Below are 14,078 nucleotides of genomic sequence, written 5' to 3'. Positions count from 1 at the left end.
TCTTGCATTTACGTCTTTCTTCCCTATCACAACCAACCTAAAACCTGGATAATGAAAATACAATGAATGCTTTTTTGAATTTGAACGCGTTGCCAATTGGTAGATTTTTCATTCCTCATCTTATTAAAAAAATCCCCGCATCGTACGCGAGGATTTAGCATGTTACCTTTATTCCATTTATACATCCATCAATATTTCTCGTATATCTTCTTCCGTTAAGTTTGTGTTGGCCTTTTCGTCTGAATCTATGATCTCCCCGATGAGCTCGCGTTTTTTCTCCTGAAGGTCGTTCATCTTTTCTTCTATCGTGCCGCGGGCTACTAGCTTCATGACGTTGACAACTTTCTCCTGGCCAATACGGTGCGTACGATCTGCCGCTTGCTCTTCAACGGCTGGATTCCACCAAAGATCGTAAAGCACAACCGTATCCGCTCCAGTTAGGTTCAGTCCTGTGCCACCAGCTTTTAAAGAAATCAAAAAAACATCTCGTTCGCCGTTGTTAAACCGATTGCACTTCTCCACTCTTTCCATAGATGGCGTCTCCCCATCAAGATAGAAAAAGTTTTGTCCACGAGCGGCTAGCTCCCTCCCAATGATTTGAAGCATTTTCGTGAACTGAGAGAAAATTAATATTCTCCGACCAGAACGCCTTGATTCTTCGACAATTTGAAGCAGCTGCTCGAATTTAGCAGAGCTCCCCTTATATCCATCAACGAACAAGGCGGGGTGACAACAAATTTGGCGCAGTCTTGTTAAGCCAGCTAAGATTTTGATGCGATTCTTACTAATCGTATCTCGATCAAGGTGTTTGAGCGTATCGGTTTTTAACTTCGCAAGGAAAGCGGCGTATAGTTTCTTTTGCTCTGGTAATAAATCTGTTAACTCTAGAGATTCGAGCTTATCCGGTAGCTCTGCTAAAACATCCTCTTTCATTCTTCGAAGTAAGAACGGTCGCACTCTTCTCGCGATCGTTTTTTTCGTTAAGTTACCGTAAGCTTTTATCCCCTTGAAAAGGTCAGGGAAAACAACGTGATAAATCGACCAGAGCTCTTCAATCGCATTTTCAACAGGCGTACCCGTGAGTCCAAAGCGATGATCGGCGTTGATTTTCTTTACCGCACGGGCGGTTTGAGTTGAAGGGTTTTTGAATGCCTGTGCTTCATCAAAAAAGACGGTGTGGAAGGATTTCGTTTCATACCATTTCACATCGCGACGAAGTAACGGATAAGACGTGATGATAACGTCCATTCCTTCGACCGTTTGCTGAAGCTTGTCACGTGTTGATTGATTGCCGTCAATGATCAGCGTTTGAAGCTCTGGAGCAAATTTTTTCATTTCATTGTACCAGTTATACGTAAGAGATGATGGACAGACGATAAGAACAGGCTTTTTCTGTTCACGAATGGCTGTAAGCTCAGATACGATAAAGGTGATGCTCTGCAGCGTTTTTCCGAGTCCCATATCATCTGCGAGTACCCCGCCAAATCCATAGCTCGCAAGTGTTTTCATCCACTCATATCCTTGAATTTGATAATCACGTAAAACCCCTTCTAATTCGGGCGGTACTTCAAATTCCAATTTACTCGGATGCCGCATGGAATCGAGAAATTCACGAAACGATTTGTCTGCTTGAAAAATGTTCTTCTGCTCAATCGCATCCATCAAATTTGCGCCTTTCGTAACGGGGAGCGAAAAATACGGTTCCAGTTGTTCTTGAGGAGGAACGGTCGTTAAAAAGTTGTGAATGTCCTCCATTTCTTTCGTTTCGAGCGATAAGAGTGATCCACTTCGAAGACGATAGTATTTCCGCTTTTCTTCTAATGCAGCTAGGATTTCTTTAATTTGATTGTCGGATATGCCGTCCATTTCAAATTTAAACTCTAACCAGTTTGTTCGTTCTCGCTTCTTCACCTTCACGTTGATTTTAGGATAAGTTGGTTTTTGAACAAGACGATTTCGAACAGCAGTCGTCGCATATAACTGTAGCAGCGATTGAAGCTTTGGAACGGTATGGTAGAGAAATTCATACTCAAGCTCTTCATTTTGCATCAAATAGCCACCGTCCGTTTTGGAAAATCCGCTCTCTTCCATCATCGCAAGAATTTCTTCTTCCTTCTCAACATCTCGAATGATCGTTGAACCCGGCACATCGCGATTCTCTAACGGCTGAATCACTACTTCTTCATACTGAAATTCAAGCCCTGCTAGCAGACGATTTCTAATGCGATCTAAGTAAAGTCTCGCCTTTAACGGTGTTTTCATAAATTTTTCACGGAAGGCTCTCGAAAGTTCTACATTTCCCATTCGTTTCAAATCAGGTACAACTTTTTCAAGAAAATGATCAATCTGTGTGTAAGGAATGGGAATAGAATTTGTCCCGGGTGACGGGAGCATCTGCTTCAATTCAACGATTCGATGAAAATCTCTCTCTTCTAATTGAAAGACCGTTCCATGATAGATCATCGATTGATACGCATTCAAAATGGTCATGCGTTCGAGTCCTTTAATCGTGACTTGGCAACTGTCCGCATCCGACTCATCTACGATAAACCGGATCGGTGGTGAGCCGTCGATCACGTTGAGACGCTCAAAGGAATGACCGTTATGTTGGAGTTTAACGTTAGGCGCCTTTGTTAACAAAGGGATCAGACTGAGCCACGAAGATGGCGAGATGATCAAGGTTTCTCTCGACGTGTGATCGGTGGATGTGTATGGCGCTGATTCTAGAAAGGCCTCCTCATCACTAGCGACTCGAATAAGGTGATGAAGAATCGCATCTGCTTCAATTGAAAAACAGTGAAGATTTGTATCATATGTAAAGTTCGCGGAGATTTCACTAGGCTTCCCCTGTTTCACATGAGAAAGAAAGTCGCGAATGCCAGGCACTTTTGTTTGTTCAATCGCTACTTCTATCCCAAGCATAGCCTGATCGTTTAGCGAAACAGGTTTACATGTAAATACCGCATCAAGCATCTTTCTTTTTTCAAAATAGCGTTGATAGCCACTCTTTTTAGAACCATCCTTCGTAAACAGCGTCATAAAGTCTTCTGTAAGCTCTCTATTATGAGTCTTGTTTTCCTCTTGTTCTTGCTGAAGCTGTTGGATCGCAATGAGAACAGCCGCAATGTGCTGACAGTCTTTTTGGAAAGTTGCAAGGGAAGGGCAGCTGCATTCCGTTTGAAGCTGGCCATCTTGATCCCTGATTACCGATACGAAAAAATCTTCTGTTCCATGAACGGTGGCCTCACATTGATCAGATTGATCACTTTGAAAGGATACTTTATTTGAACGGTAATAAGCCTCCCCTTTTTTGAAAGAGAGATCCCCACACATTTCTTTGATTCGATTTTTGTTTAGTTGAATATCCATGTTATCCCGATCCTTCATAAATAAATAACGTGATGGTCGCTTCTATCTTATCCACTCGTTTTCTAGTTCCATTTTAGCATATGTCACAGGCACTTACGGTCCAATGCCTATACGATCATATTCTTGTTCTCATACACTATCGTACAACTAATTAAGGGGGAAACGATCGTGTATCGACCATATTATCACCACGGACATGGAAGCTACTATCCTGGTTACGGGTATCATCATGGCCATGGCAGTTACAATCCCGGCTACGGCTATCATCACGGACACGGAAGTTATTATCCTGGCTATGGTTACCATCACGGGCAAACAACTTACCATCCTGGCTATGGCTTTCACCACAGCCAGAGCACCTTTCACCGCCCTTAATAATACAATTTGGCAATGAAAGAATTGCGCATGAAAGACAGGTGTAACATGGAGAAACGATTCGGAACGGCATTGAACTGCATAGATGGACGAACACAAATCCCTGTCACACAGTGGCTAAAAGCACAATATTGTCTCGATTACGTTGATCTCATTACTGAGCCAGGTATGGACCGCGTATTGTCCCATGGTCCACGATGTGACATCGAGCGCATAAGAGAAAATACGCTCATATCACTTACCGCTCATGCTTCTCAGGTTATTGCGGTCGTTGGTCATTTCGACTGTGCTGCCAATCCCGTAAGCAAGCGCCAACACTTTGCAGATATCGCTGCTTCCACCCAAGTTGTTAAATCATGGGGATTTCCAGTTTGGGTCATTGGTCTCTGGGTGGGAGAGTATGGCCGGGTAGAGGTTGTTTGTGAATAAAATAAAGGGCCGTCTCCAGCTGTAGGAGATAGCCCAACGTATGTAGAAGCAAATTGCCTTACTAAGAACACCAACATTTATTGTTTCTCGCTTCAAATACTTTAAAACCACGTTCCTAGAAAGATCATCACACTAAAGAAAAGAAGGAAGATGATACTTCGCATTTTGCTTCTTTTCCAAACGCTAATGGTCATTAAGATCGCACCAGGGACAATAAAGACGAGCCCCATTACTTTTGCAATGAAAAACTCAAAAACATTGCCAACTGATAATAGAAACGCTCCAATTATGAGAAAGCCACCAGTGCACAAAAACTCTAGTGTGCCAAAACTTTCGCGAACTTCTCTTTTTTCTTCCGCATTCATCTTTTTATACCTGATTATGACCGCAACCATAGGAAAGCCGTATATCAGGCTTAGTGTAACAATTGAATCGACGGTACTACTCACAAGCACACTCCTCATTCCATTTATTCCCTACTATCATTTCAAATATAAGGAACCATTTCAATGATAAATGGTAAACTTACGACATTCAGTTAAGAAACAGTTTTACTCTGATAAAATAGGGAATTCATTCTTCTAGATAGTTACATAAAATTGGAGTGGGAGGAAGAAAAAGTGAGTCAAGCTAAGATGTCGGTTGGATTAGTTACCCCACCTGGATATCCAGAAAAGCTAAGTAAACAATTAAGTAGCGAATTGCCTAAGCTCCTTCGCTATTACGTAGAAGATGAGTGTGAATGGCATGTAGATTCAACCGTTGATCCTCTCACAGGAGTCACTGAAAAACCTGAAGAAGTTCTAGAAGCAGGTTATAAGAGAAAGGAAGAAGAAGATTGGGACTACATCGTTTGTTTAACAGACTTACCATTCTTTCAAGATAGAAAACCTATTTTGGCAGAAGCTTCTACAAATAAAAAAGTAGCCATTATCAGTCTTCCAGGATTAGGATCAACCCCTATGGTAAAAAGAATCAGGCAATCTATTCTACAATTAGTCAACGAAATGTACTATGGTAGCCCAGAAGAAGATCGAGAAAAAGCGCAAAGACGATTACAAGCTAAAGAAAATGAAGAATACGAATACTTGAAGGAAAAAGGGTCGAAGAGGCTCTTTAAAAAAGGGGGATTCGAACGGTTTTCTCCTATTAAACGTGTAAGGCCTGGAGAAGAAACATCTATTGATGTGAGATATATCGTAAAGTCACGGTTAAGTGGCGCCATTCGCATCTTAACTGGAATGGTAAGAGCAAACCGACCGTGGGCGATCTTCCCCGCTTTTAAAAAGGTAATTATTTTTGCTTTTGCGACTGGCTCCTATGCTCTCGTGTTTCCTACCCTCTGGCAGTTAAGCAACAGTTACGGTTTATGGAGAATGTTTATGCTTATGATTGTCTCCTCGTTCTTAATGGTTGGCTGGCTTGTCCTAGCTCATAATCTATGGGAAAAACCAAGACAGGATCGAGCGAAATATCTTCGAAACCTCTATAATATAGCAACGATCCTGACGCTTCTTGTGACGGTTAGTTTCTATTATATTATACTATTTTTTATGTTCGCCGTAGCGGTCATAGCGTTTATTCCGATGGGACTGCTAGAATCGCAATTATCAGGTTCCGTTGGATACGATAATTATTTCTACATTACGTGGACAGCTACGAGCATCTCGATTATTATCGGCGCACTTGGATCCGCCCTTGAAGATGAAGAAGTAGTTCTTTCCTCAACATACGGATACCGACAGCAGCAGCGATACAAGACAGCGAATGACTCGAAGAATGAAGACAAGAATTCCCAACAAGAGGAGACGCCTCTCCCTACTAAAATGAATAAAAAAGAGGTAAATTCAGAGAGGTGATAATAGCCCTCTGGTTTACCTCTTTTTTAGTGAACGATGCGTTTGGAATGAATAGAACGTGTAACGACGGTTGCTCTCACATAGTACTAGACAAGATATAACCAAACCCGCGTCACACGCATGTTCCACTTTTATAACTCTTTATACGATTGAAACATATCTTTTTGATCGGGAACATTCTCTAAATACGTGATCTGCCCGTTTTCATTTAATTTCGCGATGTCTTTCCCGGTCTGAGTGTAAACCTTTCCTGTGGAGAGCTTGCCACAAACAGCCCATGGAGTTTCATACAAATCGCTTCCCTCGACCTTTTTCCATCCCTCATACATGTGTTTAATATCACTATTATTTCTAAACACGCGCTCCATAAAGAGCTTCCAATTCTCAATCCCTTCTTTTTTTTGGCCATTTAACACGAACACCATATCATCTGAGAAAAGTCCGTTTAATTCTTCCATTGCTTTGTCACTCGTTCTCGATTGATCAAAAAGATCAAAATATTTATTTAGATTTTCCATTATTGCTCCTCCTTGTTTATAAAACCATTTTCTCGTAAATCGAAGCTCGTAATTGTTCAAGACTTTCAGGGGGACACTTTTTCATGATTTCCTCATGAAGCGACCCAATCGTTTCCCTTTTTAAAATAGACTGCCAGGAACCTTCTGCTTCATCCATTAAATTCGATAGCAGATCAACCTCTTTTTCCTTTATGTTCAGCAAATCTTGAAAAAGTCCCGTCGACGAATACAGCGATTGCTTTCCTTCGATCGCAAGGTAAACATCATAGATTCGAATATCACTCGCTTTTTGTTTAAGCTTGAAACCACCCTTTTTACCTGGCACTGATGCAATCAAGTCCGCATTAACGAGATGCCTTAATATTTTCTGAAAGTAAGTGGGAGACCCACCAAGTTGAGAGCTAATCACCTCTCCAGGTAGAACTGCTTTCTCCGGTAAAAACGTCAGCATGAGGATGGCATAAACGCCCTGCTCCACACCTGTTTTCATTTGCATAGAAACACCTCTCTTAAACTGGATAATCTTTATCTACTTTATACACTATATAATTTCCACAATAAAAAAGCAAGAAAAAACGACTCCGATTAGGAAGTCGCTTGAACTTGATTTTTTTTCGTAAGTGTAAAAAAGATGATCGCACCAATTGAAGACGTTGTGAACAAAATCGCTCCCATTGGAACCGCAGTTGATTCATCAATTCCAACAAGCGGTGACACCATCGAACCGAATAACAGCGGCAGCATGCCTAATACCGCACTTGCACTTCCGGCGCGGTGGCCCTGCTTTTCCATCGCAAGCGTGAAAGTACTTGTAAGTACCATTCCCATAGCTGTCATGTAAATAAAGATCGGGATGACGAGCGTTGCAAGTGGCCCTTCAATAATCGTCATGAGAAGAAGAAACGATGAAGCCGTGACTGCTGTAATAACCGCCGTACGAAGAAGACTTCTTTCATGAAAATAAGCACTTAACCTGCCAATCATGAAGCTCCCAGAAATAATCGCAAGTCCGTTAATTCCAAACAGAATACTGAAGGCTTGAGGTGAAACGTTATAAATACCTTGATAAACGAATGGAGTGCCAGATACGTATGCAAAGCTACCACCGTGAACAAATCCAATCGTTAACGCATATCCGATAAAGGAGCGGTCCTTAAGCAGACTTCCCATCGTTCGCACTGATTGCTTCACCGTGCTTGGCAGCCGTTTCTCAGGCGGTAACGTTTCTGGTAGTCGGAAACCGATAACCGTCACGATAATGAGTCCAAGAATTCCAAGGAAATAGAAGATCGTGTTCCAAGTCGCAAACGGCAATAGTAAAATCGCCCCTCCCGCAATGGGCGCGATCATTGGCGCTGTCGCATTGATAACCATAAGAAGAGCGAAGAATTTTGTTAATTCTCTCCCGCTAAAAACATCACGAACGACAGCACGTGAGAGCACAACTCCCGCTGAAGCTGTAAAGCCCTGAATAAACCGGGCAATGACTAGTGTTATGATGTTCGGTGCCACGGCACATAGAATCGAAGCGACCGCAAATAAGAAAATAAAAATGAGCAACGGCTTGCGTCGCCCCTGTCCATCACTGTAGGGTCCAACGACAATTTGTCCAACCGCTAATCCGATCAGACAGGTCGTTAAACTAAGCTGAACAAGCGAAGCGCTCGCATTTAAATCACTCGCAATTCCTGGAAAACTCGGTAGGTACATATCAATATTAAGCGGACCTAATATTCCGAGCATCCCAAGCAATAACGCGAGACCAAACCGTTCTTTTCCTGTTGGGTTTTGAAGCATGAATGTTAACACCTTTCTTGCACTATGCATCAGTTAGTCGTCCAATAGATTTTAGCAAACGAGCATTTTCATTACAATTGATAAGACCCCGATTTGGAAAAGAAAAACGATTCCTACGTATCATAGGAATCGTGTCATTCATCATCCAAACTGGGCTTTATGAAGTCGGCTGTATATACCGCTGGATTCGATAAGCTCCGCATGGTTTCCTTGCTCGGCAATCCCATCTTTCGTCACAACCATAATCCGATCAGCATTCTTAATTGTTGCAAGTCGATGGGCAATCACAAGCGTCGTGCGCCCTTCCGTTAGTTCTTCCAGTGACTTTTGAATCGCTACTTCCGTTTCCGTGTCGAGGGCAGAAGTCGCTTCATCTAAAATAAGAATCGGTGGATTTTTCAAGAACATGCGCGCGATCGCAAGCCTCTGTTTCTGACCACCAGAAAGCTTCACACCTCTTTCACCAATCACCGTATCCAATCCGTCCGGCTGACTATAAATAAACTCATCTAGCTTTGCTTTCCGCGCTGCTTCTAGAATTTCTTCATCTCCAGCTAAAAGATTTCCATAAGCGATGTTCTCGCGAAACGTTCCTGAGAACAGGAACACATCCTGCTGCACGATTCCAATCTGACTTCTGAGAGAGGATAGCTTTAGTTCTTTTACATCAATGCCATTAATCGTTATCGAACCACCCTGTATTTCATAAAAGCGAGGCAGCAAACTACAAAGCGTTGTTTTGCCAGCTCCAGACGGGCCAACAAACGCCACCGTCTCACCCGGCTTTATAGATAAGTTGATTTGATTTAATACAGGCGCATAGCCCTCATAGCCAAATGAAACATCTTGATAGCGAATCTCTCCGCTAAGCGCCATTTCAATCGCATCTTCCGAATCCTGAATGTCTGGATCAGTATCAATGATTTCGGTATAACGCTTAAACCCAGCGATCCCTTTCGGATAGCTTTCAATAACGGCATTAATTTTCTGAATCGGTCCGATGAGAATATTTGATAATAAAATAAACGCAACGAATTCACCATACGTGAGCTCCCCTGATATAACGAAAAAGGTACCGAACAGCAGCGTAAATAGCGTAACGACTCTCATTAACAAATAGTTCGACATGACGTTCTGCGCCATGATTTTATACGATTGAAGCTTAGTTGAACGGTAGCTCTCATTGTTTTGACGGAACTTCTCCTGTTCATGGTGTTCATTCGCGAATGCCTGAACGACGCGAATCCCTCCGATGCTATCTTCTACACGGGAATTAATTTCAGCGACATCTTGAAACATGCGCCTGAACGTTTTCGTCATCTTTTTATTAAAGTAGATGGCTAGAATAATAAGAAGTGGAATAACGATAAAGGAAAGAACGGCAAGCTTCCAGTTAATCATCAGCATTAATCCAAATGAACCAAGCAGCGTCATAAGCGCCACAAATACATCCTCTGGGCCGTGATGTGCTACCTCGCCAATTTCTTCGAGATCTTTTGTAAGTCTTGAGATGCTGTGACCCGTTTTACTATTATCATAGTAACCAAATGATAGCTTTTGCATATGCGTAAACAGCTTCTGACGCATATCTGTTTCAATGTTAATCCCGAGCTTATGTCCCCAGTAGGTGACGATAAAATGCAGGCCTGTATTTATTAAGTAAATGAGGAGCAATCCTGCACACGCGAGAAGAATGATGCCCCAATTCCCCTCAGGAAGTAACCGATCGATTACCTGGTTCACCGCAAGTGGAAAAGCAAGCTCCAACACTCCGACGATGATGGCTGATACGAAATCAAGAATAAATAGCCATTTGTATGGCCGGTAATAAGAAAAGAAGCGTTTGAGCAAAGAAAAACCTCCCTATAACATGATCGAATCAATGAAACTTTTCACAATTGAGATCCATTATCAATTATAGAGTTTTAACAGACTGAATACAATCTTTTATTCGCTTAAAAAAGCCGCATACTCATGAATGCTGATCCATGAGTGTGCGGCTTTTCTTAGTAAAGGCGGTTTGGCCAATAAATTGTGATTTTAGCCAATATATCTCGAATTTGGCCAATATAATCTCAGTTTGGCCAATATATTTCATTTTTGGCCAATAAACGGAGCTTCCGGCCTAACGCCGGGCCGTCTACACGCATTAGGAGGACATATAGTCCCCACCGTTTACGTGAATGCACTGGCCTGTCATGTAAGAACCGTCATCAGATGCTAGTAAAACGTATGGACCGAACAGTTCAGACGGCTGACCTGGGCGTCCCATCGGATTATCCGTTCCGAATTCTGCAACGGAATCTTCGTCAAATGTAGATGGAATGAGCGGTGTCCAGATCGGCCCTGGTGCCACCATATTCACACGGATGCCTTTGTCTACAAGGTTCGCAGCCATACTGCGCGTGAACGCCACGATCGCACCTTTTGTTGACGTATAGTCAATTAACACCTTATTTCCTGTATAAGGATTAATGGAAGTCGTGTTAATAATCGAGCTTCCTTTTTGCAAGTGTGGCACTGCGTACTTCGTCATGTTAAAAACAGAATAAACATTTGTTTTAAACGTTTGATCCCACTGCTCGTAGGAAATGTCTTCAATGCTTTCCGTTGGATACTGAATCGCCGCGTTATTGACGAGAATATCAAGCTTACCAAAGTGATCGAGCGTCTTATCGATTAAATCCTTGCATTCTTTTTCTTCCGAGACATCCCCCGGAATCAACAGACATTTGACGCCTTCCTTCTCAACAAACTTCTTCGTCTCATCGGCATCGCTCTGTTCCTTCTCAAGATAGTTAATCGCAACGTTCGCACCTTCTTTCGCATAAGCAATCGCAACCGCGCGACCGATTCCACTGTCACCGCCAGTAATGAGCGCTACTTTTTGATCCAATTTGTGACTGCCTATGTAATCATGGGGTTGATCCGGCATTGGCGTCATTTCAGATTCAATACCAGGCTGTTCAGGCTGCGTTTGTTTTGGTTGTCCATTTTGATTGTTCACGTGATCTCTCTCCTTCTCTCTTCATTAAGTGAGTTTTTTATGCTGTTTTAATGAAATACCACGGAAGGAAAAAGTGTAAACTTTTGTAAGCGAATCCAAATCAAAAAGAGTAAAAATGGATTAGACAATAGTTGCTATAGTCTAAATACCGAAGAAATAAGTTATCCATGTGGCAGCGACGGCGATACCAGCAATAATAGACAAACCGATGTTTAACATCGCAAGATTTTTTTGACCATCCACTATGTTTTTTAATCCAGTAAGGAGCAATCGAATAAACCAAAACGTTAGTAAAAAACCCCAGCCTATATAATCATTAAATGGATCGGAATCAAACAAAAATTGAATAGCTCCAATGAAAAGAGCGGAATAAATGAGTCCCATTACTATTTTGCGGAGTTTCTTCCCCTGATGATTTACCTTCATTTCCATCTCCCTTCGCTCCAAGTTCACTTATTTCATTTTCTTGATCAAATTCTTCCCCACTACTCGAGCGAGGAGTCCAGCGATTAAAGCGATGACGATACTGATAACCGTGTTATCCGTCCACTCTTGCCCAAGGGCAAATCCAATCGCTAACGCAATGCCTATGACAAGTCCCAACATCACTCCTTGCACTTGACTCATGTTCACACCTCCAACTGAACGCTCTATTCTTCTGAATCACCGAAGCTCTCCTCGCTACTATACCGTCGACTCGGATGGTCGAGAATCGCTCGATATTTCCACAGGCGAACTTGCCTTAGTATAAGCCCAACAAAAAGACCAGCCATCGCGATGATTAATCCCGCTTTATAGCTGGTTAGAAGGGAGAATAACAATAAAAAGCAGGAAGGAATCGCAATGATGATCTGAACTCTTTTCATCGATCTCCTCCTATTGATCTTTTTCATACTGATTGCTTATTAATCAAACTGCTGAATGTAATCAAACGGAAAGTTTAATGAAAAGTAGCCGAATGTTAAGGTTACAACTATGAAGAAAACAAGATTCATGACACGGATTTGCTGTGACTTACCATAACGTTTATGAATAACCAACAGGATCGCAGCGTTCGGTAGCATTAATAAAAGATAAAGTTTTACCAGCAGGCTACTCTCCACACCTTTACTATAAACCACCCCATCATTCATCAGAAACATGCCGTTAAAGAATAGGATCGGACATAGAATGAGACACATCACGCTATATAACACCAACAACAATGAAAATACTTTTAATTGAGCTATTCGGCTCACTGAAATTCTCTCTCCCTTTTTAACTTCTTCCACAGAACGACTAACTGAAGAAGTGAGATGATGACGATAGCCCAAACACCGAGATTACTAAATGAAATGCCTAAAGTCGATTCACCCCCGGCTAATTTCAAAACAGCTAGTAGAAACAGCAAATAGACGATCATAAACAGCTGAGACTGAAATAACTCTTTTACTGTATATTCTCTCAAGCGTTTGAAAAGAAACGATGCAACAACAGTCCCAAACATAAGCAGGAGTAGAATGGATGAAGGAAAGGTTTCTTGTAAACTCATATCTGGAAAATAATCATAGATCAATAACGTTGTGATAGAAAAAAGGAACAAACCCTCTATCGCTTTTGCCCAAACCATACTCCTCTCCCTTTCTATCTATCAGACTGAGATTTGTCTTTCTCAAGCAGCTGATCAACCTTATGTTCTAATCGATCAAGCTTTGAGTTTCTCTTTCTGAAACTCACAACGATGAAGACAATCCCACCCAGAACGCCAAACATTAAAAGAAATGCTACAAGTTGAAAGAGAATATCTCCCATCGGAAAACCCCGCCTCTCTAGTAGTATGAAATAGCTACTTACGCATACTTTTTTTATTCATCGCAATACGAACACTAGCCACTACACTTATGATGGCAATAAACTTGAGTAACATATTCCCCACTTCGCCAAAACTCTCAAAGGATAATCCAAGTAAAATCATTCCGAATAAGCCTAAAAAGCCGGCCAACATGAATTTCATAACATCCCCCTCGATCCCCACCTTAATTTTACCATTTTTCCAATGATTCTGTTTCACTCATTTTCTCATTATTAAGGTAATTTCCATTGAGAAAAATAAAAAAACGACGACTCATAATGGCTATAGCCCTTTACGAGTCGTCGCTTCTATTATCCTTATGAGAAATCATCCTTGCTCAGGATAGTCCAAATAACGGTTGATGTCAGATGGCGTTAAGAGATCGGTGTCCGTCGGTTCGTAACCGAGAGCTCGAGCAAGTGTTACGATCTGCCCTTTGTGATGAAACTCATGCGTGATTGTATGCGTCATTAACCATAGCGGAGACAGCTCTTCTTCCTCTTCTTGCCATGATACCTTGCGACTTATTTTCTCATCAAATCGCTCGTCGTATTCTTCTAGAAAACGATAGACGAGCTGATCAACAAGCTCAAACACGGTTCTCATTTCATTTACATCCGTTACATCGCTCACTTCTACGATTGGCTCTTGCATTTCCAAAGCAAAGCGACCTAACCAGCTTTCATAGCACTCTGCGATATGAACGTGTAAATTACGAATCGAACCCCATCCGTATCCATCTACTTCTTTTAAATAATCCTCCTGATTGATTTGCTCACAGAAATGAAAGAGAACTTTACGCGTGTGTTTAACTAAATCATATTGCTCTTTTAGTACGTTCATTGCATTTCCTCCTGTTATCTTAAAGTGACTTCTGTCCGTCACTCGACCGT

18 protein-coding genes are annotated in these 14,078 nt (G+C 41.8%); 3 read left to right on the top strand and 15 right to left on the bottom strand.

Annotated features, from left to right (window positions below; translation table 11 throughout):
* Nucleotides 1-177: 177 nt before the first annotated feature.
* Nucleotides 178-3,369, bottom strand: a complete 3,192-nt coding sequence (locus tag AC0VYJ_RS06020) for a DEAD/DEAH box helicase (protein ID WP_475366831.1) — start codon at nt 3,367-3,369, stop codon at nt 178-180.
* 168 nt (nt 3,370-3,537) lie between these two features.
* Here AC0VYJ_RS06020 and AC0VYJ_RS06015 point away from each other — a divergent pair, with 168 nt between their 5' ends.
* Complete coding sequence (locus AC0VYJ_RS06015; protein ID WP_475366830.1) at nt 3,538-3,744, top strand: hypothetical protein; 207 nt, start codon at nt 3,538-3,540, stop codon at nt 3,742-3,744.
* A 48-nt stretch (nt 3,745-3,792) separates the two neighbouring features.
* A complete protein-coding gene (locus AC0VYJ_RS06010; RefSeq protein WP_475366829.1) occupies nt 3,793-4,173 on the top strand; it encodes a carbonic anhydrase in 381 nt (126 codons plus the stop codon).
* A gap of 101 nt (nt 4,174-4,274) precedes the next feature.
* On the opposite strand, the gene AC0VYJ_RS06005 is transcribed toward AC0VYJ_RS06010, so the two are convergent.
* Entirely contained in the window at nt 4,275-4,622 is a 348-nt protein-coding gene (locus tag AC0VYJ_RS06005; RefSeq protein WP_475366828.1) for a hypothetical protein, read from the bottom strand.
* A 171-nt stretch (nt 4,623-4,793) separates the two neighbouring features.
* Between AC0VYJ_RS06005 and AC0VYJ_RS06000 the strand changes: the two genes are divergently transcribed.
* Nucleotides 4,794-6,032 carry an acyltransferase family protein gene (locus tag AC0VYJ_RS06000; protein ID WP_475366827.1) on the top strand — a complete coding sequence of 413 codons (1,239 nt, stop codon included), beginning with the start codon at nt 4,794-4,796 and terminating at the stop codon, nt 6,030-6,032.
* A 131-nt stretch (nt 6,033-6,163) separates the two neighbouring features.
* Here AC0VYJ_RS06000 and AC0VYJ_RS05995 read toward each other — a convergent pair whose 3' ends face one another.
* The 13 genes from AC0VYJ_RS05995 to AC0VYJ_RS05935 all read right to left on the bottom strand — a co-directional run bounded on the left by AC0VYJ_RS05995 (nt 6,164) and on the right by AC0VYJ_RS05935 (nt 14,028).
* Nucleotides 6,164-6,550 carry a nuclear transport factor 2 family protein gene (locus AC0VYJ_RS05995; RefSeq protein WP_475366826.1) on the bottom strand — a complete coding sequence of 129 codons (387 nt, stop codon included), beginning with the start codon at nt 6,548-6,550 and terminating at the stop codon, nt 6,164-6,166.
* 16 nt (nt 6,551-6,566) lie between these two features.
* Nucleotides 6,567-7,046: an RrF2 family transcriptional regulator gene (locus tag AC0VYJ_RS05990; protein WP_475366825.1), complete on the bottom strand. Its 480-nt coding sequence runs from the start codon at nt 7,044-7,046 to the stop codon at nt 6,567-6,569.
* Between the two features lie 89 nt (nt 7,047-7,135).
* Entirely contained in the window at nt 7,136-8,347 is a 1,212-nt protein-coding gene (locus AC0VYJ_RS05985; RefSeq protein ID WP_475367463.1) for a Bcr/CflA family efflux MFS transporter, read from the bottom strand.
* A gap of 141 nt (nt 8,348-8,488) precedes the next feature.
* The gene (locus tag AC0VYJ_RS05980; RefSeq protein ID WP_475366824.1) at nt 8,489-10,198 is read right to left on the bottom strand and encodes an ABC transporter ATP-binding protein; all 1,710 of its coding nucleotides are present in this window, start codon (nt 10,196-10,198) and stop codon (nt 8,489-8,491) included.
* Between the two features lie 298 nt (nt 10,199-10,496).
* Nucleotides 10,497-11,354 (bottom strand): SDR family oxidoreductase, encoded by an 858-nt coding sequence (locus tag AC0VYJ_RS05975; protein ID WP_475366823.1) that lies wholly within the window; start codon nt 11,352-11,354, stop codon nt 10,497-10,499.
* Nucleotides 11,355-11,495: 141 nt separating this feature from the next.
* Nucleotides 11,496-11,786, bottom strand: a complete 291-nt coding sequence (locus tag AC0VYJ_RS05970; RefSeq protein WP_475366822.1) for a hypothetical protein — start codon at nt 11,784-11,786, stop codon at nt 11,496-11,498.
* Between the two features lie 21 nt (nt 11,787-11,807).
* Nucleotides 11,808-11,981 (bottom strand): hypothetical protein, encoded by a 174-nt coding sequence (locus AC0VYJ_RS05965; RefSeq protein ID WP_194220631.1) that lies wholly within the window; start codon nt 11,979-11,981, stop codon nt 11,808-11,810.
* A gap of 23 nt (nt 11,982-12,004) precedes the next feature.
* A complete protein-coding gene (locus tag AC0VYJ_RS05960; RefSeq protein WP_194220630.1) occupies nt 12,005-12,220 on the bottom strand; it encodes a hypothetical protein in 216 nt (71 codons plus the stop codon).
* Nucleotides 12,221-12,259: 39 nt separating this feature from the next.
* Nucleotides 12,260-12,592, bottom strand: coding sequence for a hypothetical protein (locus AC0VYJ_RS05955; protein ID WP_430244535.1), 333 nt, complete (start codon nt 12,590-12,592; stop codon nt 12,260-12,262).
* On the bottom strand, nt 12,589-12,963 hold the full coding sequence (locus tag AC0VYJ_RS05950) for a hypothetical protein (protein WP_475366821.1): 375 nt from the start codon (nt 12,961-12,963) through the stop codon (nt 12,589-12,591). The genes AC0VYJ_RS05955 and AC0VYJ_RS05950 overlap by 4 nt, the downstream gene beginning before the upstream one ends.
* A 14-nt stretch (nt 12,964-12,977) precedes the next feature.
* The gene (locus tag AC0VYJ_RS05945; protein WP_475366820.1) at nt 12,978-13,145 is read right to left on the bottom strand and encodes a hypothetical protein; all 168 of its coding nucleotides are present in this window, start codon (nt 13,143-13,145) and stop codon (nt 12,978-12,980) included.
* A 34-nt stretch (nt 13,146-13,179) separates the two neighbouring features.
* Nucleotides 13,180-13,404, bottom strand: a complete 225-nt coding sequence (locus AC0VYJ_RS05940) for a hypothetical protein (RefSeq protein ID WP_430244547.1) — start codon at nt 13,402-13,404, stop codon at nt 13,180-13,182.
* 108 nt (nt 13,405-13,512) lie between these two features.
* Nucleotides 13,513-14,028, bottom strand: a complete 516-nt coding sequence (locus AC0VYJ_RS05935) for a DinB family protein (protein WP_430244550.1) — start codon at nt 14,026-14,028, stop codon at nt 13,513-13,515.
* Nucleotides 14,029-14,078 lie beyond the last annotated feature (50 nt).

The sequence above is a fragment of the Anaerobacillus sp. 63XJN7_5_ISO-PGPR-S23-430 genome (genome assembly GCF_056173695.1).
Note: the sequence above shows the minus strand (reverse complement) of the source record. Positions and strands in the feature narration are given on the sequence as shown.

Bases quoted from the DNA above. Each gene is read 5' to 3' on its own strand.
- AC0VYJ_RS06020 (WP_475366831.1), bottom strand. From the start codon at position 3,369: ATGGATATTCAACTAAACAAAAATCGAATCAAAGAAATGTGTGGGGAT.
- AC0VYJ_RS06010 (WP_475366829.1), top strand. From the start codon at position 3,793: ATGGAGAAACGATTCGGAACGGCATTGAACTGCATAGATGGACGAACA.
- AC0VYJ_RS05995 (WP_475366826.1), bottom strand. From the start codon at position 6,550: ATGGAAAATCTAAATAAATATTTTGATCTTTTTGATCAATCGAGAACG.
- AC0VYJ_RS05990 (WP_475366825.1), bottom strand. From the start codon at position 7,046: ATGCAAATGAAAACAGGTGTGGAGCAGGGCGTTTATGCCATCCTCATG.
- AC0VYJ_RS05985 (WP_475367463.1), bottom strand. From the start codon at position 8,347: ATGCTTCAAAACCCAACAGGAAAAGAACGGTTTGGTCTCGCGTTATTG.
- AC0VYJ_RS05970 (WP_475366822.1), bottom strand. From the start codon at position 11,786: ATGGAAATGAAGGTAAATCATCAGGGGAAGAAACTCCGCAAAATAGTA.
- AC0VYJ_RS05965 (WP_194220631.1), bottom strand. From the start codon at position 11,981: ATGAGTCAAGTGCAAGGAGTGATGTTGGGACTTGTCATAGGCATTGCG.
- AC0VYJ_RS05960 (WP_194220630.1), bottom strand. From the start codon at position 12,220: ATGAAAAGAGTTCAGATCATCATTGCGATTCCTTCCTGCTTTTTATTG.
- AC0VYJ_RS05950 (WP_475366821.1), bottom strand. From the start codon at position 12,963: ATGGTTTGGGCAAAAGCGATAGAGGGTTTGTTCCTTTTTTCTATCACA.
- AC0VYJ_RS05945 (WP_475366820.1), bottom strand. From the start codon at position 13,145: ATGGGAGATATTCTCTTTCAACTTGTAGCATTTCTTTTAATGTTTGGC.
- AC0VYJ_RS05935 (WP_430244550.1), bottom strand. From the start codon at position 14,028: ATGAACGTACTAAAAGAGCAATATGATTTAGTTAAACACACGCGTAAA.